24 protein-coding genes are annotated in these 23028 nt (G+C 74.0%); 9 read left to right on the top strand and 15 right to left on the bottom strand.

Annotated elements, in window-relative coordinates; translation table 11 throughout:
- Positions 1-166 precede the first annotated feature (166 nt).
- The 8 genes from O7598_RS09110 to O7598_RS09075 all read right to left on the bottom strand — a co-directional run bounded on the left by O7598_RS09110 (position 167) and on the right by O7598_RS09075 (position 8384).
- Entirely contained in the window at positions 167-649 is a 483-nt protein-coding gene (locus tag O7598_RS09110) for a GNAT family N-acetyltransferase (RefSeq protein ID WP_269690877.1), read from the bottom strand.
- Positions 642-1250: a GTP-binding protein gene (locus O7598_RS09105; RefSeq protein WP_269690876.1), complete on the bottom strand. Its 609-nt coding sequence runs from the start codon at positions 1248-1250 to the stop codon at positions 642-644. The genes O7598_RS09110 and O7598_RS09105 overlap by 8 nt, the downstream gene beginning before the upstream one ends.
- Positions 1231-1620: a DUF742 domain-containing protein gene (locus O7598_RS09100; RefSeq protein WP_091071809.1), complete on the bottom strand. Its 390-nt coding sequence runs from the start codon at positions 1618-1620 to the stop codon at positions 1231-1233. Before O7598_RS09100 ends, O7598_RS09105 begins: the two co-directional genes overlap by 20 nt.
- A complete protein-coding gene (locus O7598_RS09095) occupies positions 1617-2042 on the bottom strand; it encodes a roadblock/LC7 domain-containing protein (protein WP_091071811.1) in 426 nt (141 codons plus the stop codon). Before O7598_RS09095 ends, O7598_RS09100 begins: the two co-directional genes overlap by 4 nt.
- 66 nt (positions 2043-2108) lie before the next feature.
- Positions 2109-4544, bottom strand: a complete 2436-nt coding sequence (locus O7598_RS09090; RefSeq protein WP_269690875.1) for a nitrate- and nitrite sensing domain-containing protein — start codon at positions 4542-4544, stop codon at positions 2109-2111.
- Positions 4545-4624: 80 nt separating this feature from the next.
- Positions 4625-6178 (bottom strand): prenyltransferase/squalene oxidase repeat-containing protein, encoded by a 1554-nt coding sequence (locus O7598_RS09085; protein WP_269690874.1) that lies wholly within the window; start codon positions 6176-6178, stop codon positions 4625-4627.
- Positions 6175-7050 carry a terpene synthase family protein gene (locus O7598_RS09080; RefSeq protein ID WP_269690873.1) on the bottom strand — a complete coding sequence of 292 codons (876 nt, stop codon included), beginning with the start codon at positions 7048-7050 and terminating at the stop codon, positions 6175-6177. The genes O7598_RS09085 and O7598_RS09080 overlap by 4 nt, the downstream gene beginning before the upstream one ends.
- On the bottom strand, positions 7047-8384 hold the full coding sequence (locus O7598_RS09075) for a cytochrome P450 (protein WP_269694813.1): 1338 nt from the start codon (positions 8382-8384) through the stop codon (positions 7047-7049). Before O7598_RS09075 ends, O7598_RS09080 begins: the two co-directional genes overlap by 4 nt.
- 343 nt (positions 8385-8727) lie before the next feature.
- Here O7598_RS09075 and O7598_RS09070 point away from each other — a divergent pair, with 343 nt between their 5' ends.
- Entirely contained in the window at positions 8728-8976 is a 249-nt protein-coding gene (locus O7598_RS09070) for a DUF2630 family protein (RefSeq protein ID WP_091071822.1), read from the top strand.
- A gap of 140 nt (positions 8977-9116) precedes the next feature.
- Here O7598_RS09070 and O7598_RS09065 read toward each other — a convergent pair whose 3' ends face one another.
- The 3 genes from O7598_RS09065 to O7598_RS09055 all read right to left on the bottom strand — a co-directional run bounded on the left by O7598_RS09065 (position 9117) and on the right by O7598_RS09055 (position 11752).
- The gene (locus O7598_RS09065) at positions 9117-10043 is read right to left on the bottom strand and encodes a serine protein kinase RIO (protein ID WP_269690872.1); all 927 of its coding nucleotides are present in this window, start codon (positions 10041-10043) and stop codon (positions 9117-9119) included.
- A 162-nt stretch (positions 10044-10205) separates the two neighbouring features.
- Positions 10206-10850 (bottom strand): HAD family hydrolase, encoded by a 645-nt coding sequence (locus O7598_RS09060; protein WP_269690871.1) that lies wholly within the window; start codon positions 10848-10850, stop codon positions 10206-10208.
- A gap of 59 nt (positions 10851-10909) precedes the next feature.
- On the bottom strand, positions 10910-11752 hold the full coding sequence (locus tag O7598_RS09055) for a carbon-nitrogen hydrolase family protein (RefSeq protein WP_269690870.1): 843 nt from the start codon (positions 11750-11752) through the stop codon (positions 10910-10912).
- Positions 11753-11831: 79 nt separating this feature from the next.
- On the opposite strand from O7598_RS09055, the gene O7598_RS09050 reads away from it, so the two are divergent.
- The 6 genes from O7598_RS09050 (at position 11832) to mug (ending at position 16199) form a co-directional block, all read left to right on the top strand.
- Positions 11832-12404: a TetR/AcrR family transcriptional regulator gene (locus O7598_RS09050; protein WP_091071831.1), complete on the top strand. Its 573-nt coding sequence runs from the start codon at positions 11832-11834 to the stop codon at positions 12402-12404.
- 94 nt (positions 12405-12498) lie between these two features.
- Positions 12499-13419: a TIGR04222 domain-containing membrane protein gene (locus O7598_RS09045; protein ID WP_269690869.1), complete on the top strand. Its 921-nt coding sequence runs from the start codon at positions 12499-12501 to the stop codon at positions 13417-13419.
- The gene (locus O7598_RS09040) at positions 13416-14234 is read left to right on the top strand and encodes a DUF692 domain-containing protein (protein WP_269690868.1); all 819 of its coding nucleotides are present in this window, start codon (positions 13416-13418) and stop codon (positions 14232-14234) included. The genes O7598_RS09045 and O7598_RS09040 overlap by 4 nt, the downstream gene beginning before the upstream one ends.
- Positions 14231-14677: a hypothetical protein gene (locus O7598_RS09035; protein ID WP_269690867.1), complete on the top strand. Its 447-nt coding sequence runs from the start codon at positions 14231-14233 to the stop codon at positions 14675-14677. Before O7598_RS09040 ends, O7598_RS09035 begins: the two co-directional genes overlap by 4 nt.
- Before the next feature lie 33 nt (positions 14678-14710).
- Positions 14711-15472: an SDR family oxidoreductase gene (locus tag O7598_RS09030; protein WP_269690866.1), complete on the top strand. Its 762-nt coding sequence runs from the start codon at positions 14711-14713 to the stop codon at positions 15470-15472.
- Positions 15473-15572: 100 nt separating this feature from the next.
- Positions 15573-16199 carry a G/U mismatch-specific DNA glycosylase gene (gene mug / locus O7598_RS09025; RefSeq protein ID WP_269690865.1) on the top strand — a complete coding sequence of 209 codons (627 nt, stop codon included), beginning with the start codon at positions 15573-15575 and terminating at the stop codon, positions 16197-16199.
- Here mug and O7598_RS09020 read toward each other — a convergent pair.
- From O7598_RS09020 to O7598_RS09010, 3 genes are all read right to left on the bottom strand, one after another.
- The gene (locus tag O7598_RS09020; RefSeq protein ID WP_269694812.1) at positions 16196-18178 is read right to left on the bottom strand and encodes an ABC transporter ATP-binding protein; all 1983 of its coding nucleotides are present in this window, start codon (positions 18176-18178) and stop codon (positions 16196-16198) included. The two genes, mug and O7598_RS09020, sit on opposite strands and share 4 nt — an antisense overlap.
- A 117-nt stretch (positions 18179-18295) precedes the next feature.
- Positions 18296-19063: an enoyl-CoA hydratase/isomerase family protein gene (locus O7598_RS09015; protein ID WP_269690864.1), complete on the bottom strand. Its 768-nt coding sequence runs from the start codon at positions 19061-19063 to the stop codon at positions 18296-18298.
- Positions 19064-19109: 46 nt separating this feature from the next.
- On the bottom strand, positions 19110-19337 hold the full coding sequence (locus O7598_RS09010) for a helix-turn-helix domain-containing protein (protein WP_007072022.1): 228 nt from the start codon (positions 19335-19337) through the stop codon (positions 19110-19112).
- A 182-nt stretch (positions 19338-19519) separates the two neighbouring features.
- Here O7598_RS09010 and O7598_RS09005 point away from each other — a divergent pair, with 182 nt between their 5' ends.
- Positions 19520-20125 (top strand): cadmium resistance transporter, encoded by a 606-nt coding sequence (locus tag O7598_RS09005; protein ID WP_269690863.1) that lies wholly within the window; start codon positions 19520-19522, stop codon positions 20123-20125.
- Positions 20126-20238: 113 nt separating this feature from the next.
- Here O7598_RS09005 and O7598_RS09000 read toward each other — a convergent pair whose 3' ends face one another.
- Entirely contained in the window at positions 20239-21846 is a 1608-nt protein-coding gene (locus tag O7598_RS09000) for an ABC-F family ATP-binding cassette domain-containing protein (RefSeq protein WP_269690862.1), read from the bottom strand.
- Positions 21847-22093: 247 nt separating this feature from the next.
- Here O7598_RS09000 and ypfJ point away from each other — a divergent pair, with 247 nt between their 5' ends.
- Positions 22094-23017, top strand: a complete 924-nt coding sequence (gene ypfJ / locus O7598_RS08995) for a KPN_02809 family neutral zinc metallopeptidase (RefSeq protein ID WP_269694810.1) — start codon at positions 22094-22096, stop codon at positions 23015-23017.
- The last annotated feature ends 11 nt before the right edge of the window (positions 23018-23028 follow it).

Below are 23028 nucleotides of genomic sequence, written 5' to 3'. Positions count from 1 at the left end.
GGCGAGGGTCGCCGCGTCCCGGGCGTGTCGGGCCAGGAACAGTGATGAGGTTGAGGTGGTATACCTCCCAGTCATATTTATGACTGAGAGGAATACCGCTCAAAAGCAGACTGTCCTTCACGCCGGTAACGCTGGGTAACCGGAGCGCCGAGGCGTCACCGTTCGCCTAGTCGAGCAGGTCCTTGCGCATCTGCTGGGTGACCACCCGGTAGCCGGACGTCCGGTAAAGCCTGGCGGCCGTCTCGTTGGCGCCGAAGACGTTCAGCTCCAACGCCCGGGCACCCCGATCCCGGGCCGCCCGCTCCCCCGCCGCCAGCAGCGCCCGCCCCAGGCCCTGGCCGCGGTGCGCGGCGGCCACCTCGATGTCCTGGATGAAGGCGCAGTGCGGCAGGCCACGGGGATGGGTCAGGCTGATCCAGATCCGGCCGACCGGGGTGCCGTCGGGCAGCACGCCGACGAGGATGAGCTGGCCGGGAGTGGCCATGCCGTCGGGTAGCTGGGCAGCGATGGCCGTCCGCGCCCGTTCGACGCCCTCCTCGGCGGTCCAGTTGCCCGCCGTGACGTGTTCCCGCGCGTACTCGACGGCCAGCTCGTGCTGCCAGCTGTCGAACTCCGCCGCCGACATCGCCCGGACCGTCAGCTCAGTCACCGGCGGCCCGTCGTCGCGCCTCACGCAGCTTCATGGCGTGCTCCAGCAGCGTGATCAGCACCTCCTTGGCGGACTCGCGCTGGCGCGCGTCGCAGAGCACCACCGGCACGCCCGGGTCCAGGTCGAGCGCCGCCTGCACCTCGTCGAGCCGGAACTTCCGGGCACCCTCGAAGCAGTTCACCGCCACCACGAACGGCGTGCCCCGCCCCTCGAAGTAGTCGATCGACGGGAAGCAGTCGGCCAGCCGGCGCGTGTCGGCCAGCACCACCGCGCCGAGCGCGCCGAGCGCCAGTTCGTCCCAGACGAACCAGAACCGGTCCTGCCCGGGCGTGCCGAACAGGTAGAGCACCAAATCGTCGCTGATGGTGATCCGGCCGAAGTCCATCGCCACGGTGGTGGTCGACTTCTCCTCCACCCCGGACAGGTCGTCGATGCCGATCCCGGTCTCGGTCAGCACCTCTTCCGTGCGCAGCGGCCGGGTCTCGCTGACCGCGCCGACCATGGTGGTCTTGCCGACGCCGAAACCGCCGGCGATCAGGATCTTGATCGCGGTGGGCAGCGGCGCCGCTCCCGCCGGCCGCTCAGAGCGCCCGTAGTCCATTGATTACCGCCTCGAAAACGTGCTCGTCGGGAAGGCCGGCGGGGGTGGCGCGCGGCTCGCGTACCTGCACCAGGCTGCGGGCGGCCAGGTCTCCGAGGAGAACCCGGACGGTGCCCACGGGCAGGTCGAGATGGGCGGCGATCTCGGCCACGGACTGGATCCGCTGGCAGAGGCCGACGATCGCCACGTGCTCCGGGCCGAGCCCGGACTCCGACCCCACCTCGTTCCGCGTCGCGGTCACCAGGGAGATCAGGTCGAACGTGCCGGTCACCGGGCGTGCCCGGCCACCGGTCACCGCGTACGGGCGAACCACCGGGCCCGCGTGGTCGTCCACCCACTCCTGCTCCGTGGGATCCCCCGGGCGGGTCATCGCGCCGCGTTCTCGCCGAGGGGCTGTTCCCGGGTCGGTGACGCGACGAACCGGCCGACCCGGGTGACGAGCATGGCCATCTCGTACGCGATCAGGCCGACGTCCGCCTCCTCCGACGCCAGCACCGCCAGGCAGGCGTTGCGGCCGGCCGCGGTGACGAAGAGGAACGAGGACTGCATCTCGATGATGGTCTGCTGCACCTGACCACCGCCGAACCGCTTGCCGGCGCCGCGGGCGAGGCTCTGGATGCCCGCCGCCATCGCCGCCAGGTGCTCGCCGTCGTCCCGGCTCAATCCGCGGGACGAGGCCATCAGCAGTCCGTCGGTGGAGAGCGCCACGGCGTGTTCCGCCTGCTTGACCCGGCCGACCAGGTCATCCAGCAGCCACGCAAGATCCGCGCTCGAAGCCGTCTTCTGCGCCACTCGTCGTCCTCTTCTCCCCGGCTGGTGTGCCGTTCTCGTCCCGGATCCGTCGGCGTCGACGCCCGGTCAGGTGGCCTGCTCGTTCTCGTCGGCCGGCCCGCCGCCGGCCCCGTGCGCCCCGCCGAGCAACCGTGCCGCGTCGGTGCGGCCGCGTCGGGTTCCGCTCTGGTAGGAGCTCATCATCCGGCGCACCTGCTCCGGCGCGCGCGCCGCGTCCTCCGCCCCGTCGGTGTCCGCATCGGACTGCTCGTGCCGCAGCTCCGGGTTCAGACTGGCCTGGCGTACCCGGACCGGCAACCCGGAGTCGGTCACCGGCGGGGTCGCATCGGTCGTCGCCGGTGCGGCGCGGGTCTCGACCATGGCCAGCTCCGCGGTCGGCCCGGCCACCGCCGGCTGCCGTTTGCGGGTACGCGCCGGCAGCCCGGACGGGGTCAGCCGGGGCGCCACCGGCTCCGGCTCGACCTCCGGCGTACCGGAGTCGGCCGGGACGGGCGCGGCGGTGTCGTCGTCGTCGACCGGCCCGACCGCGGCGGTCTCGTCCCCGGAGCGGGCCGGCGGCTCCGCCGGCTCGCCGACCGGCGCCGGCGCGGCGGTCACCTCGCGGGTGCCGCCGAAGCCACCGGTGTCCTCGCTGATCAGCTCGCGCGGGATCAGCACCACCGCCGTGGTCCCGCCGTACGCGGACTCCCGGAGCTGCACCTTCACGCCGTGCCGCTCGGTGAGCCGGCTGACCACGAACAGGCCGAGGCGGGCCGCGTCGGCGAGGTTCAGCTCGGACCGGTCGACGATGCGCGCGTTCGCGGCGGCCAGCTCGTCGCCGCTCATGCCGAGGCCCCGGTCCTCGATCTCGATGGCGAAGCCGTTGGCGACGAGCTGCCCGCGCACCTCCACGGTGGTCTGCGGCGGCGAGAAGGACAGGCCGTTCTCGATCAGCTCGGCCAGCAGGTGGATCACGTCGCCGACGGCGCGGCCGGTCAACGACACCGCGCCCAGCGGCCGGACGGTCACCCGGGTGTAGTCCTCCACCTCGGCGACCGCGCCGCGCACCACGTCGACCATCGGCACGCTGCGCCGCCAGGCGCGGCCCGGGGTCGAGCCGGAGAGCACGATCAGGTTCTCCGCGTTGCGCCGCATCCGGGTGGCCAGGTGGTCGACCCGGAACAGGTCCTCCAGCTCCTCGGCGTCGTGCTCCCGGCGTTCCATGGCGTCGAGCAGGGTCAGCTGGCGGTGCACCAGGGCCTGGGTGCGCCGGGCCAGGCTGAGGAACACGTCGCGGACGCTGCGCCGCAGCTCGGCCTGCTCGACCGCGGTGCGGACGGCGGTCTCCTGCACCACGTTGAAGGCCTTGCCGACCTGGCCGATCTCGTCGTCGCCGAACTGCAGCGGCGGCGCCTCCCGGTCGACGTCCACCTCCTCGCCCCGACCGAGCCGCTCCACCACGCTGGGCAGCCGCTCGTTGGCCAGCCGGAACGCCGCCTCGCGCAGCCGCTCCAACTGCCGGACCAGCGCCCGGGCCGTGGTGATCGAGACGATCACGGACGCGACGACCGCGATCAGGCCGAGACCGGCGGCGAGCACCAGCCGGACGATGACGCCGACGGCGACCGGGGTGGCCCGGGACACGATGTCCTCACCGCCGGCGAGGATCACCCCACGCAGGTCGGTCATCGCCCGGTCGGCGGCGGCCCGCCAGGCGTCGGCGGTGAGTGGCGGGCGCACGTCCTCGCCCTTGGCCGCGAGCACCCGGTCCTGCAGGGTGCGCAGCTGACCGAAGGCCTCCCCCTCGACCATCTGCTGATAGCGGGCCCGGTCGGTCGGGGCCAGCTCCCGCGCGGTGCGGTCGGCGAGGAACCACTGCGCGCCGACCAGCCGGGCGAACGCGGTCTGCTCGGCGACGGTCAGCCGGTTGGCCGCGACCGCGCCGGTGAGCAGGGCGTCCTGTTGGGACAGCAGCTCACGGGAGCGGTTCAGGTCGATCAGCGCGGCGGTGTCCCGGGCGATCTGGTCGTCGTCGAGGCCGCCGAGGGCGTCGAAGACGGCGAAGATCCCGTCAACCGCCTCGTCGTACGCGTCGAGCGTGGCGGTCCGGTCGATGGTCTTGCGGCCGACCTCGTCGCGGACCTGGGTGAGCTGGCCGAGTTCGGTCTTCAGCTCGGCGAGGCGCTGCTCCAGCTCGTCGCTGGCCGGAACCTCGGTGCGCCAGTCCTGCACCGAGTCCCACAGCGTGGTGGCCGCGTCGTCGGTGCGCCCGCGCTGGGCCTGCAGCTCCTGCAACTGCGCGGGGTCGGACTCACCCAGGTAACGCAGCGAGAGGCGGCGTTCGTTCTGCAGCTCCAGCAGCAGCGGGTCGCTCGGCTCGAAGACCCGCGCGTTGAGCGCCTGCACGCCGAGCAGGTTGAACCCGTCGCGCACGGTCACCCAGGCCGCGAAGCCCCAGAGCGCGATCAGCGACGCCAGCAGGGCGATGATCTTCGTACGGAGATTCGTACTGCGGGAACCCATCACACCGTCCTGGCCCGGTCTTCGGTCGGCTCGAAATCCGATCGACTCCGGCGCACGCTAGCAGCCGTCGTGAACTCCATTCAAGCGATCCTGATCATGGTGGGTGCGGGGTACGTCGATGCCCGGCCGGCGCGGCCCGAGGCGGCCAGCACCGCCGCGCGTACGATCAGCGTCGGTCGGTACAGGTCCTTGTCGTGCCAGAGCGCCGGACCGTCGTCGCCTCCGTCCAGCTCGGACAGGCGCGCGCGCCCCCGGGCCAGCGCCGCGGCGATCCGCGCGTCCCCCGGGCGGCCGGCGCCGGCCAGGGCGAGCACCGCGTACGCGGTCTCCTCGGCGGTGCCGTGCCAGCGCCCCCAGGATCCGTCCGGGCGCTGCGTGTCCAGCAGCCAGCCGACGCCCCGCTCCACGGCGGCCCGGGCCGCACCGTCGGGCGCGTGGTCGGCCAGGGCGAGCAGCACCGCGTACGTCGCGTAGTAGGCCGAGGCGTGCCAGCGGTCGTCCCACCGCCCGTCCGGCTCCTGCCGGGCGACCAGCCACTCGGTCACCCGCCGCCGGGCCGCCGTGACACCGGGCCGGCTCGGGTGCTCGCCGAGCGCGTCGAGCACGTGCGCGTTGGTGGTCAGCGACGCCCCGTCCTCCCCCGGCCAGGTGCAGAAGTGCCGTCCGGTGTCGTACCCGGCGAGCGGGCCGACGCCGAGCGACCGGCCCAGCCGGGCCAGCACGTAGAGCGTGACCGCTGTGGTGTCGGCGTCGGCGGGCAGGCCGGGCGCGGTGGCCGCGCCGGACGCGCCGACCGCGGCGCGCAGCCCGGTCAGCACCGCCTCGGGCACCCGCACCGGCACGCCGGCCCGGATCAGCACGGCGAGCACCCAGGCCCGCTCGAAGACCGTGATCGGGGTGGCGCAGGACACCGGGCCGGAGCGGGCGACGGCGCGCAGGTAGTCCAGGGCGGCACCGGGTTCGGGCCGGCCGAGCCAGGCGGCCGTGGCGGCCGGTGAGGCGCCCACCGACCCGCTCGCCGAGGGCCGCACACCTGCCGCCCGGTGGGCCAGCTCGCCGGTCACCTCCAGCGCGTGCGCCAGCTTCTCCGGGACAGGGCGGCCGGCGGCCAGCAGGCCGCGTACCCGGGTCAGCCGGGCCGGGTCGAGACCGGGCGGCAGCGGCAGGCGTGGCCGGTCCGCCCACCCGGCCGGCCCGGGCGGCGGTCCCGCCGGCCCGGTGAGGTGCCGGTCGACGGCGGTGAGCAACGCCGGCACGATCAGGTCGGTGGCCGGGAGGTCGGGTGGCGGGTCGCCACGCAGCGCGCCGGCCAGGAACGCCAGGCCCCGGTGGGCGGCGGCGGCCGGCGCCGCGGTCGGCCCGTCCCGGTGCAGCACGGCCAGCAGGGCCTCGACGGCGCTCAGCGTCGGCACCAGCGCGTAGCCACCGGGGCCGCCCCAGCCGCCGTCCGGGCGCTGCCGGTCGAGCAGCCAGGCCAGGCGCGCGTCGTGGCCGGGCAGCCACGGCGCCAGCGTGACCAGTCGGCCGGTCTCGTAGACCGACGGTGAACTCTGCCCGACCGGGTCGTGGGCGAGCGCGTCGACCAGTTCGCGCGCCGGTCCGGTCCGGATCGCGGGCTGCGCGGTGAGACTCACCGGACACCCCAGAAGTCGGTGTGCCGGTAGAAGCCGGTGGTGTAGCCGAGCTGCCGGGACAGGAAGTCGGCCTCCCGGGGCACCTCGCCGGCCAGGTCCGCCAGCCGGACCCGGCAGAGGTCGACCTGCTCGGCGAACCGCCGTTCGATCTCCGCCGGGTCGTCCACCAGCAGCAACGCGTTGAGGTCGCCCGACTCCACGTCCCGACGGTGGGTGCCGAGATCGTTGACCAGCCGCAGGGCCCGCTGCACCTCGTCGCCGACCTCGATCAGCCGGTCCAGCGTGGCGGCGTCGCGCACCGATCCGGTGTGGATCCAGTGGGCCACGTTGACCACGGTGGCGGCGAGGTTGTCCGCGTTGGCGAGGTATTCGGCGAGCGTCGGGCGCCCGGTGCCGCGCCACGTCCACTCGCGGGCCATCGCGTCCAGCGTGCGTGCCATCGTGGCCCGCCACTGCCCGCGCAACGCGTGGTAGCCGGGCGCGGCCGCGACGTCGTCGCGCAGCTCGACGAGGAACCGGCCCAGCGGATCGTCGGCGCCGGCGCCGTCGAGCACGTCCAGGCAGGTGCCGGCGATCCGGTCGACCTCGGCCCGGCTGGTCGCCTGGTGGTCGACCAGCCAGTCGACCGCGAAGCCCCACAGCACCGCCCGGTTGGTGACGGCCAGCTCCGCGGCCGTGTGCCAGGGGGCGCTGAACGCCATGGCCGAGGCGATGCTGCTGAACAGCGTCGCGTCGAACGGCTCGCCGGGGAACAGCTCCGGGTGGGCCGCGGCGGCCTTCCGCAGGGCCCGCTGGCCGTGCGCGGCGAGCGCGCAGACGCGACCCTGTTCGGCGGCCGCGGCGATCGGGTCCGGCGCGGGTACGCCGGTCACGCCGACTCCGCCCGGCCGGCGGCGAGCAGCGTCAGCTCGACGCGTTCGCGTGGCCGCAGCGCAGCGGCCAGGCGCAGCCCGGGCACCTCGGTGCGGCGCAGCCGGAAGCGGTAGCGGCCGAGCATGGTGGCGAGAATGAGCTGGGCCTCCAGATAGAACAGATTCATGCCGAGGCACTGGTGCGGGCCCCCGCCGAACGGGAAGTGGGCGTACCGGTGGCGGGCCCGGACCCGCTCGGGCCGGAACCGCTCCGGGTCGAACTCGTCGGGCCGGTCCCAGAACTGACCCATCCGTTGGGTGATCAGCGGGCTGACCGCCATGGTGGCGCCGGGCTCGATCGGCACGCCGTCGATGACGTCCTCGGCGACCGCGCGGCGCGGGATGATCCAGCCGATCGGATAGAGCCGCAGCAGTTCGTCGAGGACCATCCGGGTGTAGGTGAGCCGACCGAGGTGCTCACGGCGTACCGGCTCGCCGCCCACCACCTCGTCGATCTCGGCGTAGAGCCGCTCGGCGACCTCGGGGTGCTGGTGCAGGTGGGGCCAGGCCCAGGTGAGCACGTTGATCGTGGTCTCGGTGGTGGCGGCGAACATCGCCACGGTGTCGTTGCGGACCTGCCGCTCGTCGAGTTGCCGGCCGTCGTCGGTGCGGGCCCGCCAGAGGGTGGAGATGACGTCGTCGCCGGAGTCGGCGTCGTCGCGGGTCTGCCGGACGATCGGCACCAGCACGTCGTCCACGACGCGTACCGCGCGGCGGAACGTGCGGTCGCCCGGCATGGGCAGCGACAGCGGCGCGAACGGCACCACGATCCGCGGGATGACGGCGGTGGCGATGCGGTCCTGGGCGTCGATCACGCGCATCGCGTCCGGCACCGAGATCCGGTCCGCGAAGAGCACCTTCATGATCGCCCGACTGACGATGCGGGCCTGTTCGACGCCGATGTCGACCGGCCGGCCGGCGCGGTACGGCTCGTCCAGCTCGTCGACGGCGTCGGAGATGGCGACGGCCATGCCGTCGACGAGCGCCTCGACCCGCTTGGCGGTGAACATCGGCTGGAGCATCCGCCGGCTGGCCGACCAGATCTGCCCCTCGCCGAGGATCCCCTCGCCGAACAGCCGCTTGACCGGGCGCCAGAACAACCCGTCGCCGGCGCGCTCGTAGTTGTCCGCCCGGTCGCGCAGCACGTGCTGCACGTGCCGGGGGTGGGTGACCAGGTAGGGACGGAACGAGCCGAGGTTGAGCCGGACGAGGTCGCCACCGGTGCGGTTACCGATGTCGATCAGCGCGCGGGCCGGGTCGCGCAGGACGGCCGGTAGGACCTGTCGCAGCGGCACGGTGCGCGGCCGCCCGGTGGGTCGGGACGGGCCGGACGAATCGACCACCTGAACGCTCCCTCGGGTTGACTGAGGGTCGTTACCCCGTCTCGACCCGTGAACGTTGCTCGCGAGCATGCCATCCTGAGCGGCGAATCAAAAGACGGCTCGGAGGATATTTCACTTAACAACAATCTCTTTGTCGAGAATGGAGCCGGTGGGATATGCGTCACGCCGCAAGCCTTCCGGCGCAAGGCGGGGCCCCCGCTTAACGCTTCCGGTAGAGGCGGGGCCCCCTTTTAACACGTGCCTCGCGGGAGCGGGAACGCGGGCGCGAGGGCGTCCGCTGTGCCAAGCTTCGGGCATGGACGACAAGACCATCCTGAGCCGGATCTCGGAACTCGTCGACGAGGAGCACCGGCTACGCGCCGGCGCCCAGGAGCACGAGGCCGGCACCGACGACGAGGCGCGTGAGCGGCTGCGGCACCTGGAGGAGTCCCTGGACCAGTGCTGGGACCTGCTCCGCCGTCGACGGGCGGCCCGGCAGGCGCACGGCGACCCGGACGCCCAGGGCGAGCGCCCGGTGCCGGAGGTCGAGCGCTACCTCCAGTGACCCGGCGGCCGGGCGGTGCGGCCCGACCACGCCGCCCGGCCGGCTCGACGCGGTGCGGCCCGACCACGCCGCCCGGCCGGCTCGACACCGGCGCGCCCGGCGTCCCGGGCGGGACCGCTCCCGCCCGGAACAGCCGCAGCTCAGCGGATCCCCGCCTCCCGCGACAGCGTCTCGGTCAGCGCCACCGGATCGGTGGCGGAGGCCGGCAGCCCTCGGGCGGTGAACCAGGCGGCCACCACCCGCACGTCGCGGGCCAGGAACTCGCCGCCCTGCGGGTTGGCCACCACGTCCACCACCTGCGGCAGGTCGATCATGACCAGCCGGCCGGCGTGCACCAGGAGGTTGTACGGGGACAGGTCGCCGTGGGCGTACCCGGCGCGGGCCAGCACCACCAGCGCCTCGACCATCTGCTCCCACAGGTCGCGCAGTTCGGCGTCGGTGGGCCGGACCTGGGCCAGCCGGGGCGCGGCCTCGCCCGCGTCGGCGTCGCCGACGAACTCCAGCATCAGCTCGGTGCCGAGCAGTTGCACGGGATAGGGCACGGAGATCCGGCCGGAGGCGGCCCCGATCTCCCAGAGCCGGGACAGCGCGGCGAACTCGGCCGCCGCCCACTGCCCGGCGATCATCTGCCGGCCGAACGCGGTGCGGCCGGTCATCGCCCGCATCTCCCGGGAGCGGCGGACGCGGCGGCCCTCCAGGTAACCGGCGTCGCGGTGGAAGAGCCGGTGGTCGGCGTCCCGGTACCGCTTGGCCGCGAGCAGGCAGCGGCGGTCGGTGTCCGGCACGGCACGGCGGACCAGGTGGACGTCCGCCTCCTTGCCGGTCTTGAGCACACCCAGCTCGGTGTCCCGGGCGGCCAGCTCGGTGACCAGCCAGTCCGGGTGCGGCTCGGGGCCGTGGACGGCCTGGTCCCAGGAGGACCAGCGGTCCTCCGTGTCGGGTTCGGCGTCCGGGTCGGGGAGGGTCGGCCGGGGCCGCCCCCGCTTCAGGAAGTGGGGTTGATCGTCGTCGAAGCGGCTCTTGCCGCGGCCACGGCGCTGCGGCGCCGGGAGATCGTGATCGCGCACGGGTGGATCTGTCCTTCGATCGAGGCTGGTGGAGGCAGGCGGAACGACCCTGCAAAGACGGCCATGACCGACCTCCTCTCCTCGACCGGGCGACACCCGGGTGCGCCCTCGCGCGGCACCATGCTCGCCGGGCCGGACCGGGTGGGGCAACCGGTTTTCCGCTCAGCCCGCCAGCACGGCGGCCACGGCCGGGATCACCCCGTCCTCGACCCGGGTCGGCGCGAACCGAGGGTCCGACCAGCGGCGCCCCCGGTGCAGCCAGACGCTGGGCAAACCGACCGCGGTCGCGCCGCCGATGTCCGCCTCCGGGCTGTCGCCGACCACCCACGCGCCGCGCAACGGCATTCGGGCCCGCTGGGCGGCGAGCGCGAAGATCCGTGGGTTGGGCTTGCTGACGCCGGCCTCCTCGGAGATCACCCAGTCGGCGACGTACCGGTCCAGGCCGGTGCTGCGGATCTTGGTGTCCTGCTGGCGCGCGGCGCCGTTGGTGACCACGACCGGCACCCAGCCGGCGTCGGCGGCGATCCGCAGCGCGCACGCCACCAGCGGATCGAGCCGCATGTGCGCCACCACGCCGTCGCGCAGCTCGTCGACCAGGTCGATCGAGGGGATGCGCAGGCCGTAGCGGTCACGGATGGCGTCGGCCACGTCCCAGCGGTCGGTCAGCCCGTCGGCGTCGACGGAGACGAGCCAGTCGAGGTCGCCGACGGGCGCGCCGACGCTGTCCAGGAAGCGTGCTCCCCAGGCGCGGAACGACCCGTCGCGGTCCAGGAGGGTGTTGTCCAGATCAAGCAGGAGCAACGGCACCTGAGCACCCTACGGGAACGGCCGGAGCACCGGCAGGGCCGAGGGTCCCCTCGTCGCGCTCAGGCGACCAGCGTCGCGCGGGCGGACCCGGCGTCCGGCAGCCGGTCGAGCAGCATGGTGTGCGCCGCGCGGGTGTCCGCCAGGACGTCCGGGTCCAGCGTCGCCAGCAGCACGTCCTCGCCGATGTCCGCGCCCCGGGCCAGCGGCCGGCCCTCCGGGTCGTAGACCGCCGCGCCACCGTTGAACCGCCAGGGGTCCGTGCCGCCGACCGCGTTGGCGAAGACCACGAACATGGTGTTGTCCAGCGCGCGGGCGGCGTAGTAGAGGTCGCGGCGGTGCGCCGAGCCGGCCAGGTAGCCGCTGGGGCAGAGGTAGCCGTGCGCGCCGTCGGCCGCCGCGGCCCGGCCGTGTTCGGGGAAGCAGCCGTCGTAGCAGATGCCGAGGCCGAACCGCCACGTGTCGACAACCAGCGTGGCGCCCCGCCGGCCCGCGTCGAACAGCTCGCGCTCGCCGCTCCAGAGCTGCTGCTTGTCGTACGCGGCGGTGACCGCGCCGGCCGGGTCCACGACCAGCGACGAGATGGTGCGCCGCCGGTCGGGGTGCCGAACCGCGGCGCCGATCACCACGGCGGCTCCGGTGTCCCGGGCGGCGGCGCGCAGCGGGTCGAGCCTGGGGTCGTCGACCCGCCCGTCGGAGTCGGCGGCAACGTCCGTCCCGCCGGGGTCGGCGCCCAGTGTCGGCGGGTGGTACGCCGGCAGGAACAGCTCGGGCAGCACCACCACGCGGGCACCGGCGGCGCGGCCGACCAGGCGGGCGGCGGCGGAGGCGTTGCCGGCGACGTCGCCGGGCGCCGGGCAGGCCTGGACGGCGGCGACGGTCAGCGGGGCGGTGGGGAGGGACACGAGCGGGATCGTAGCGAACGGCTCTCGCAAGCCGTACGTACGGTTTGCATCGGCCCTGCTCACCTGCGACGATCGTGCCGTGCCCAGAGTAAGTCAGGACCAGCTCGACGCGCGCCGGCAGGAGATCCTCACCGCGGCCCGGGCGTGTTTCGCCCGGCACGGCTACGAGGGCGCCACCGTGCGACGGCTGGAGGAGGCGACCGGCCTCTCCCGGGGCGCGATCTTCCACCACTTCCGCGACAAGGACTCGCTCTTCCTCGCGGTGGCCGAGGACGACGCCGCCGCCATGGTGGAGACCGTCGCCCGCAACGGCCTGGTCCAGGTGATGCGGGACCTGCTGGCCCGCGCGGTCTCCCCGGACACCACCGGCTGGCTCGGCAGCCAGCTCGAGGTCTCCCGCCGGCTGCGCACCGACCCGGCGTTCGCCAAGCGCTGGTCCGAGCGTTCGGCGGCCATCGCCGAGGCGACCCGGGAACGCCTGCTCCGCCAGCGCGAGGCCGGGGTGCTCCGCGACGACGTGCCGATCGACGTGCTCGCCCAGTTCCTGGAACTGGCCTACGACGGGCTGGTGCTGCACCTGGCGATGGGCCGGCCCGCCGGTGACCTCGCCCGCGTGCTCGACCTGGTCGAGGAGGCCGTCCGCCGGCACTGAGTCTCGGTCCGGTAACTGCCCCCGCCGAGGAGATCAACGCTGGCGCACCTGCTCCACAATGGGCCGCGACCCCCCCTCGCGACAGGAGCAGACCATGACCGTCCTCGCGGCCGACACCTGGGGCGTACCCGGCCCCGTCTTCCTGCGCTGGTACCTCGTCGCGGCCGTCGTCCTGGTCGTCGGCACGGCCGTCTACCGGTTCCGCGCCCTGGCCGGCACCGCCGTGACCGATCACGGCGCGCTCGGGCCGCAGCAGGTCGCGTACCTCAACGGGGGTGACCAGCTCGCGGTCTGGACCTCGCTCGGCGGGCTGCGCCGGGCCGGCGCGGTCGGCGCGCACCCGGACCGGCGGCTGGCCCCCGGCGGGCCGCTGCCGGCCGGGGTCACCCCGCTCGACCAGGCCGTCCACCACGCTGCCAGCCGTGGGCTGCGCACCCGCGAGCTGGCCGGCGACGAGTGGGTCCGACGCGCGCTGGACGAGCTGCGCGACGGGCTGGTCGGCCGCGGCCTGGCCCTGGACCCGGAACGCCGCCGCTCGCTGCGGCGCGGGTCCACGGCGCTCGGCCTGCTGCTGGTCCTCGGCGTCGTGCGCGCCTTCGTCGGCCTGACCAACGGCCGGCCCGCCGGCTTCCTGCTCCTCGCCCTGTTCCCGCTCTTCGTCGCGTTCGTGCTGCTCAACCGCGTGCCGTGGCGCACCCGGGCGGCCACCGCCGCGCTGCGCGACCTGCGCCGCCGGCACGCCTGGCTGCGGCCGGCCGCCGCACCCGCGTACGCCACCTACGGCCCGTCGGACGCGGCCCTGGGCGTGGCGCTGTTCGGCACCGCGACGCTCTGGACCATGGACCCGGGTTTCGCGGAGCAGGCCGAGATCCAACGCCAGGCGATGGGCAGCGCCGGCAGCTCCGGCACCTCGTGCGGCGGTGGCGGCAGCTCCTGCTCCGGGGGCGGCTCCTCCTGCGGCGGCGGCAGCTCCTGCGGCGGTGGCGGCGGGTGCGGCGGCGGGTGCGGCGGATGAGCGGCCCGTCCGGCGTCGGCATCGGCTGGCGCCCCGAGATCGCCGGCTTCGTGGCCGGGCTGCCGGGGCTGCGCTTCGTCGAGGTGGTCGCGGAAGGAGTGAACCCGGCCGGGCCGCTACCCGACGGCCTGGTCGAGCTGCGCGACCGCGGCGTCACCGTCGTACCCCACGGGGTGCGGCTCTCGCTCGGCGGCGCGGAACCGGTCGACGGGCACCGGGTGGCGCACCTGGCCGGTGTGGCCGAGGCGCTGGCGGCGCCGCTGGTCAGCGAGCACATCGCGTTCGTGCGGGCCGGCGGGCTGGAGGCCGGTCACCTGCTGCCGCTGCCGCGCAGCCGGGAGGCGGTGGCCGCGGTGGTCGCCAATGTGCGGCGGGCGCAGGCGGAGCTGCCGGTGCCGCTGGCGCTGGAGCCGATCGCGGCGCTCTTCGACTGGCCCGACGACGAGCTGGACGAGGCCGACTTCCTCACCGAGATCCTCGACGCCACCGGGGCGCTGCTGCTGCTCGACGTCGCGAACGTGCACGCCAACGCCCGCAACCGGGGCACCGACCCGGCCGCGCTGCTGGACCGGCTGCCGCTGGAGCGGATCGCCTACGTGCACGTGGCCGGCGGCGCCGAGGCCGGCGGCTACTACCACGACACCCACACCGACCCGGTCCCCACCGCGGTGCTCGACCTGGTCCGGGAGCTGTGCGCGCGGCGGCGACCGCCGCCGCTGCTGCTGGAACGCGACGGCCACTACCCGCCCGCCGCCGAGCTGCGCGGCGAGCTGGACGCGCTGGCCGCCGCCTCCGGCCATCCGGTGGTCACGTGAGCGGCGACCTGGCCGCCCGCCAGGCCGAGCTGGTCGCGGCGCTGGTGGCGGGCGGTCCGCTGCCGCCCGGCTTCGCCCCGGCGCCGGTCGACGCGGCCCGGCGGGCGCTGCTGCGCAAGCGGGCCGGTGAGGTGGCCCGGCACTGGCCGCTGCTCGCCGCCGGCCTCGGTGCCGACTGGCCGAAGGTGTTCACCGACTGGGCGGACGGTCGCCCCACCAACGGCTCGTTGCGCGACGGCTGGGACCTGGCCCGCGAGCTGCGCACCCGGGACATGTTGCCGCCGCTGGGCGCGGAGGAGCTGGCCGTGCGCGAGGCCACGAGCCGCTACGACGGCCGCGGCGCGCCCCGGCCACGCCGCCTGCCGGCGTTCGCCCGCACCGGCGGCGCCGTCGCGGTCCAGTTCGCCGGCCGGGTACGCCTGCTGCGGCCCGCCCCGCGCTGACAGCAACCCCTCGGGTACGGCAGGATCGGGCGCATGGATCTCGGACTCGCCGACCGGGTGTACGTGCTCACCGGCGCCTCCGGCGGCCTCGGCTTCGCCACCGCCGAGCAGCTCGTCGCCGACGGCGCCCGGGTGGTGATCGCCGCCCGGGCACCGGAACGGGTGGCCGCCGCCGTCGAGGCGCTCGGCGACCCGGCGCGCGCCATCGGGCTGACCGCCGACCTCGCCGACCCCGGCACCCCGGCCCGCCTCGTCGCCGCGGCGCGTGAGCACTTCGGCCGCCTCGACGGCGCGCTGATCTCGGTCGGCGGCCCGCCCCGGGGCACCGCCGCCGAGATCACCGACGAGCAGTGGCGGGAGTCGTTCGAGACGGTCTTCCTGGGCAGCGTCCGGGTCGCCCGCACGGTGGCCGGCGCGCTCACCGACGGCGGCGCGATCGGCCTGGTGCTGTCCACCTCGGCGCGCGCCCCGCTGGCCGGTCTCGGCATCTCCAACGGCCTGCGCCCGGGCCTGGCGGGCGTGGCAAAGGACCTGGCCGACGAGTACGGCCCGCGCGGCGTACGGGTGCTGAGCCTGCTCCCCGGGCGGATCATGACCGACCGCAACCGGGAACTGCTGGCCGCCACCGGCGACGCCGACCGGGCCCGCGCCGAGGCGGAGGCGGCCATCCCGTTGGGCCGCATCGGCGACCCGGCCGAGTTCGGCCGGGTGGCGGCGTTCCTGCTCTCCCCCGCCGCCGGCTACGTCACCGGGGTGACCGTGCCGGTCGACGGCGGCGCGCTGCGCGGGCTGTGACGGCGATCGTGGTGCGCGCCCGGCCCGCGACCGTGCTCCCGACGGCCTCGCGCTGCACGGCGGCGTTCCCGACGGCCTCGCGGTGCGCGGAGGTGTTCCGGTGACCGACCGGCGCCGCCCCGGGGGCGGGCGGCCCGAGGCCGCTCCCGGGCCGGGCACGCCGGCCCGCCGTCACCCCAGGCCCAGTCGGGAGCAGCTCGCCGCCGCGGCCGACCGGCTGCTGCCCGACGTGGTCGCCCCCGGGCTGGACGTGCTCTTCGTCGGCATCAACCCGGGCCTGTGGTCGGCGGCCACCGGCTGGCACTTCGCCCGCCCGGGCAACCGGTTCTGGCCGGCGCTGCACCGCGGCGGGTTCACCCCGCGGCTGCTGCACCCCAGCGAACAGGACGAGCTGCCCGCGCTCGGGCTGGGCATCACCAACATGGTGGCCCGGGCCAGCGCGCGCGCCGACGAGCTGACCGCCGAGGAACTGGTCGACGGCGCGCGGGTGCTGACCGGGAAGGTGGAACAGCACCGGCCGCGCTGGGTGGCGGTGGTCGGGGTGACCGCCTACCGGATCGGGTTCGCCCGGCCGAAGGCCGGCTTCGGGCCGCAGCCGGAGTCGCTCGGGCCGGCCCGGCTGTGGGTGCTGCCCAACCCGAGCGGGCTCAACGCGCACTTCACCCCGGAAACGCTCGGCGCCGCGTTCGGCGAGCTGCGGACCGCCGTCACCGGCGGCGCGCCCTAGTTGGCGGCGGCCGGCGGCATGGCCTCCTGGGCGACGTAGGTGCCCATCGGCACCGTGGTCACCACCGGCTCGGGCTGCTCCGGCTCGGCGTAGGGCGCCGGGGAGTCGGCCACCGCGAACTGGGTGCGGTAGAGCTCGGCGTAGAGCCCGCCGACCGCCACCAGCTCGTCGTGCCGGCCACGCTCGACGATCCGCCCCTCGTCGAGGACCAGGATCTGGTCGGCGTCGCGCACGGTGGAGAGCCGGTGCGCGATCACCAGCGCGGTACGCCCGGTCAGCGCCACCGACAACGCCCGCTGCACCGCCGCCTCGCTCTCCGAGTCGAGGTGCGCGGTGGCCTCGTCGAGGATCACGATCGACGGCGCCTTGAGCAGCAGCCGGGCGATGGCGATGCGTTGCTTCTCACCGCCGGAGAAGCGGTAGCCCCGCTCCCCCACGGTGGTGTCGAGCCCGTCGGGCGTGGCCCGGACCAGGTCGGCGACCTGGGCGCCGGCCAGCGCGGCCCAGATCTCGTCGTCGGTGGCGTCGGGCTTGGCGTAGCGGAGGTTCTCCCGGATCGTCTCGTGGAACAGGTGCGAATCCTGGGTGACCACGCCGATCTCGTCGCGCAGCGAGGCGAGCGTCGCGTCGCGCACGTCGACGCCGCCGACCAGCACCTGGCCGTCGCTGACGTCGTAGATCCGGGAAATCAGCATGGACAGCGTCGACTTGCCGGCGCCGGACGGGCCGACCAGGGCCACCATCTGCCCCGGCTCGACGGCGAACGAGACGCCCTTGAGCACCGGCTCGTTGACCGTGCGGTCGAGTGTGGCGACCTCTTCCAGCGACGCCAGCGACACCTCGGCGGCGCTCGGGTAGCGGAAGCGCACGTCGCGGAACTCGACCCGGCCGTTGCCCCGGGGCACCGGCACGGCGTCGGGCTTCTCCTCGATGCCGGGGCGCAGGTCGAGCACCTCGAAGACCCGGTCGAAGGAGACCAGCGCGCTCATCACGTCGACCCGGACGTTGGAGAGCGCGGTGAGCGGGCCGTAGAGGCGGGTGAGCAGCAGCGCCAGCTTGACCACGGTGCCCGCGCTGACGGCGCCGGCGACGGCGAGCCAGCCGCCCAGCCCGTAGGTGAGCGCCTGGGCGAGCGAGGCGACCAGCAGCATCGCCACGAAGAAGGTGCGGGAGTACATGGCGGACTGGATGCCGATGTCGCGGACCCGTTCGGCCCGGGCGGCGAACCGGGTGGCCTCCACGTCCGGCTTGCCGAAGAGCTTGACCAGCAACGCGCCCGAGACGTTGAACCGCTCGGTCATGGTCGCGTTCATCTTGGCGTCGAGGTTGTAGGACTCGCGGGTGATCTCGGCGAGCCGCTTGCCCACCCGGCGGGCCGGGATGATGAAGATCGGCAGCAGCACCAGCGCCAGCACGGTGATCTGCCAGGAGAGCACCAGCATCGCCCCGGCGGTGAGCACGAGCTGGATGACGTTGCTGACCACCCCGGACAGCGTCGAGGTGAACGCCCGCTGGGCGCCGAGCACGTCGTTGTTGAGCCGGCTGACCAGCGCGCCGGTCTGGGTGCGGGTGAAGAACTGCAGCGGCATCCGCTGGACGTGGTCGTAGACCCGGGTGCGCAGGTCGAGGATGATGCCCTCGCCGATGCGTGCCGAATACCACCGCTGGGCCAGCGAGAAGAGCGCGTCGGCCACGGCCAGCACCGCGATGATCACCGCGAGCCGGACCACGGTCTGGCGGGCCTCGGACCCACCGCCGGCGATCGCGTCGATCACGTCACCGGCGAGCAGCGGGGTGGCCACCCCGATCACCGCGGCCACGATCACGGTGACCAGGAAGACGACGATGTCGCGCCGGTAGGGCTGGGCGAAGGCGACGATCCGCCGGGCGGTGCCGCGCTTGAGCCGGTGCGCGGAGACCTCGTCGCGGTTGCGCAGGGACCGGAGCATGCTCCAGCCGCCCATGCCGCCGCCGGCCATGTGGTTGGACATCCGTCACCTCCGGGTCGTCGGGCAGCATGAACCGTCGGGTTCGATTCTCCCGACGCCTGTGACAACCTCGCGAGTAACCCAGATCTTCCCGAACGGTCCTTACTGCTATTCGCCCCGTCCGGCCAGGTCCCGGATCCGCCTCGTCTGCGCCTCGCGCTCGGCCCGCTGCTGCTCGGCGTGCGAGCGGACGGCCGCGCCGGCGAGCAGCGCCTTGATCTCCACGATCGCGTCGCGGTTGTTGGCGAGCAGCCCGGCCGACAGGTCACCGACGGCGGCGTCCAGCTGGTCGTTCGGCACCACCAGGGTGGCCAGACCGATCCGGTCGGCCTCGGCGGCGTCCATCCGGCGGCCGGTAGCGCAGATCTCCAGGGCCCGGGAGTAGCCGACCAGCTCGACCAGGCGGCGGGTGCCGGCCAGGTCGGGAACCAGGCCGAGGGTCACCTCGGCCATCGAGAGCTTGGCGTCCGCGGCGAGGACGCGCAGGTCGCAGGCGAGGGCGAGCTGGAAGCCGGCGCCGATGGCATGGCCCTGCACCGCGGCGATCGAGATGACGTCCGGCCGGTGCAGCCAGGTGAAGCCGTCCTGGTAGCCGGCGATCCGGTCGGCGCACTCGGCCTCCGGCAACGTGGCCAGCTCGGCGAAGGAGCCCGGCCCGGAGGCACCGGCGACCGCCAGATCCAGGCCGGCGGAGAAGGAGCGGCCCTCGCCGCGCACGACGACGACCCGGACGTCACCGGGCAGGTCCCGGGAGAAGTCGCTCATGGCGCGCCACATGGCCGGGGTCTGGGCGTTGAGCACGTCGGGCCGGCACAACGTCACCGTCGCGACCGGCCCGTCGCAGTCGAGTCGTACTCCGGTCGTCTCGGCGGTCACCGGACCACCCGGAGCGCGACGCTGATGGACGACGCTGGGGGGCGGGTCACGCCTTCTTGCGGCGCCGGGCGCCGCCGCGCTGCCGCAGCTGCACCCCGGACTCGGTGAGCACCCGGTGGATGAATCCGTAGGAACGGCCCGTCGAGGCCGCCAGCGCACGGATGCTCTCACCCCCGGTGTACCGCTTTACCAGGTCTTTGGCGAGCGTCTGACGCTCGGCCCCGACGATCCGGCGACCCTTCTCAGTGCTGGTGGCTGTGCCGGTGGCTGCCATGCTGATTCCTCACGTCCCAGACTGTGCGGTTCGGATACGGTCCCACCTATTAGACCGCCTCGGACGATCATGCGCCAGATATCAACTATTCGCCAACCGACACGCTACGCAAAGTCAACTTCCCGATAGAGTGATCCTTCCGACCGTCTGATCCGTACCGGCCACGTCGTATCGTGCCCCCGGTGACCGATCTGATCGCCGCCGCGGCCGCTGCCGCCGGCGTGTTCACCGCCACCAACCTCGACGACATCGTCGTGCTCACCGTGCTGTTCGTGGCGGCCCGGCGCAGCGGCCGGCCCCGGCCCTGGCAGATCGTCGCCGGTCAGTACGCGGGCATCGGCGCGCTGGTCGCCGTCGCGGTGGTGGCCGCAGCCGGCCTGCTGGTGGTGCCCGACCCGTGGCCCGGCCTGCTCGGGCTGCTGCCGATCGCGCTCGGCGTCCGGGCGCTGCCGCGCCGGGATCCGGACGACGAGGAACCGCCGGCGGTGGTCGGCACCCTGCTCGGCGTCGCCGGGGTGACGGTGGCCAACGGCGCCGACAACATCGCCGTCTACGTGCCGGTCTTCCGCACGCTCGACCCGGCCACCGGCCTGGTCTGGCTGCTGGTCTTCGCCGCCCTGGTGGCCGTCTGGTGCGTGGTCGCCGCCGCGCTCGGCGGCCACCCCCGGGTGGTGGCGCTGGTCGGCCGCGTCGGCCACTGGCTGGTGCCGGCCATCTTCATCGCCATCGGCGCGACAATCGTCCTCACCTCCGGCGTCCTCCCCCACCTGGCCGCCCTCCTACCCTGACGCCCCAACCGTCGAACCCCGTCAGCCCCCGTCGATCATGAGGTTAGCGGCGAAGTGGATCTCGCAAACTGCCGCCAACTTCATGATCGACGCGCGGGGGCGGGGGGTGGGGGTCAGGCCAGTTCTACCAGTTCCAGGAGGTCGTCGGACCAGGCGTCCTCGTCGCCGTCGGGCAGCAGGATGGCGCGGTCCGGCTTGAGCGCGGTGACCGCGCCCGGGTCGTGGGTGACCAGCACGATCGCGCCCGGGTAGCGGGCGATCGCGTCGAGCACCTGCTCCCGGCTGACCGGGTCGAGGTTGTTCGTCGGCTCGTCCAGCAGCAGCACGTTGGCCCCCGAGCAGACCAGCGTGGCCAGCGCCAGCCGGGTCTTCTCGCCGCCGGAGAGCACGCCGGCCGGCTTGTCCACGTCCTCACCGGAGAAGAGGAACGCACCGAGGATCTTGCGCAGGTCGGTGTCGGTCTGGTCCGAGGCAGCGCTGCGCATGTGCTCCAGGATCGTCCGGTCCACGTCCAGCGTCTCGTGCTCCTGGGCGTAGTAGCCGAGCCGCAGGCCGTGCCCGGGGCGCACCTCGCCGGTGTCCGGCTCCAGCAGGCCGCCGAGCATCCGCAGCAGGGTGGTCTTGCCGGCGCCGTTGAGGCCGAGGATGGCCACCCGGGAACCGCGGTCCACCGCGACGTTCACGTCGGTGAAGATCTCCAGCGACCCGTACGACTTGGAGAGGCCGGCGGCGGTCAGCGGCGTCTTGCCGCACGGCGCCGGGTTGGGGAAGCGGACCTTGGCCACCCGGTCGGCGACCCGGACCTCGTCGAGCCCGGAGAGCAGCCGCTCGGCGCGGCGGGCCATGTTCTGCGCGGCGACGGTCTTGGTGGCCTTGGCCCGCATCTTGTCGGCCTGGGCCATCAGCGCGCCGGCCTTCTTCTCGGCGTTGGCCCGCTCCCGGCGGCGGCGGCGCTCGTCGGTCTCCCGCGCCTCCAGGTACGCCTTCCAGCCGAGGTTGTAGGTGTCGACCACGGACCGGGTGGCGTCCAGGAACCAGACCTTGTTGACCACGGCCTCCAGCAGCGACGCGTCGTGGGAGATCACGATCAGGCCGCCCTTGTGGTTGCCGAGGAAGCCGCGCAGCCAGGTGATCGAGTCCGCGTCGAGGTGGTTGGTGGGCTCGTCGAGCAGCAGGATGCCGCCGCCGTTCTCGCCCGCGTCGCGGAACAGGATCCGGGCCAGCTCGATGCGCCGGCGCTGACCGCCGGAGAGCGTGCCGATGGTCTGCGCCAGCGCGCGGTCGGGCAGGCCGAGGTTGGCGCAGATCCGGGCCGCCTCGGCCTCCGCCGCGTAGCCGCCGAGCGAGGCGAACTGGTCCTCCAACGCGCCGTAGCGGCGGACCAGCCGCTCGTCGTCGGCGCCCTCGGCGAGCTTGTTCTCCAGTTCCGTCATCTGGGCCATGAGCACGTCGAGGCCGCGCGCGGAGAGCACCCGGTCGCGCCCGGTGACCTGCAGGTCGCCGGTACGCGGGTCCTGCGGCAGGTAGCCGATGGCGCTGCGCCGGTCGATCTGCCCGGCGTACGGCTGGCCCTCCCCGGCGAGCACCTTGAGGGTGGTGGTCTTGCCGGCGCCGTTGCGCCCGACCAGGCCGATCCGGTCCCCCGGCTGCACCCGCAGGGTGGTGTCGGACAGCAGGATCCGGGAACCGGCGCGCAGTTCCAGGCCGGTGGCAGTGATCATTTCGGAGTACTCGCTCTCGGGGTCCGGAAGGGCTGACTCAGGGCACGCGAAAGCGCCGGCGGGTTGTCTTTTCCCGTCGGCGCGGGGCCGTTCAGCCTTCGCAGCGCAGCACGGGTCAAGTGTACCGGGCGCGCCGTACGGCTCCCGCCGGATTACCGGACAAGATCATCGGGTACCGAATGCGCCGTCCGGACCCGGTCCGGTACCGCAACCATCACACACGGACATCTCGGTGATCGGGGTCAACATGGAGCTGAACGAGAACGCGCGGGTCGACACCAGCCAGGTGGACGACCGGCGAGGGTCCGGCGGAGGAGGAGGCGGGATGGGCATCCCCATCCCGGGCGGCGGCGGTGGCCGGGGCGGGCTCGTGAGCATCATCATCGCCGTGCTCGTCGCCCTGGTCGGCGGCGGATTCGGCCTCAACGCGGCCACCAACGGCGGCGGCGGGTCCGAGCAGGGCGACAACACCTCGCTGGAGCAGAAGTGCTCCGCGGAGGACGCGCTGAAGCAGCTCGACTGCCGCAACACGCTCTACGTCAACTCGATCCAGGCCTACTGGCGCACCGCCATGCCGGAGGTGTTCGGCGAGCAGTACCAGCCGTCCAAGACGGTGTTCTTCAGCCAGAACGTCAACACCGGCTGCGGCGCGGCCGACTCCGGGGTCGGCCCGTTCTACTGCCCGGCCGACGACCTGGTCTACATCGACCTCACGTTCTACAAGCTGCTGGCCGACCAGCTCGGCGCCGAGGGTGAGTTCGCCCAGCCGTACGTGCTGGCCCACGAGTACGGCCACCACGTGCAGGACCTGCTCGGCACCGAGGCGCAGATGCGCCGCCAGCAGCAGCGCGACCCGCAGAACGCCAACGCGCTCTCGGTCAAGCTGGAGCTGCAGGCCGACTGCTACGCCGGCGCCTGGGCCAAGAACGCCACCGGCACCGCCGACGACAAGGGCCAGAAGATCTTCAAGAGCATCACCGACCAGGACATCCAGCAGGCCATCGACACTGCCGAGAAGATCGGCGACGACGCCATCCAGCAGCGGTCCGGCCGGCCGGTGAACCCGGACGAGTTCACCCACGGCACCTCCGAGCAGCGCAAGCAGTGGTTCACCAAGGGCTTCTCCACCGGTGACCCGAAGGCCTGCGACACCTTCGGCGCCGGCAAGTAGACTTGCCGCGC

Origin of the sequence: Micromonospora sp. WMMC241, from assembly GCF_027460165.1 — a bacterium.
GTDB lineage: Bacteria > Actinomycetota > Actinomycetes > Mycobacteriales > Micromonosporaceae > Micromonospora > Micromonospora humi.
This window is presented reverse-complemented; position numbering and strand designations above follow the sequence as displayed.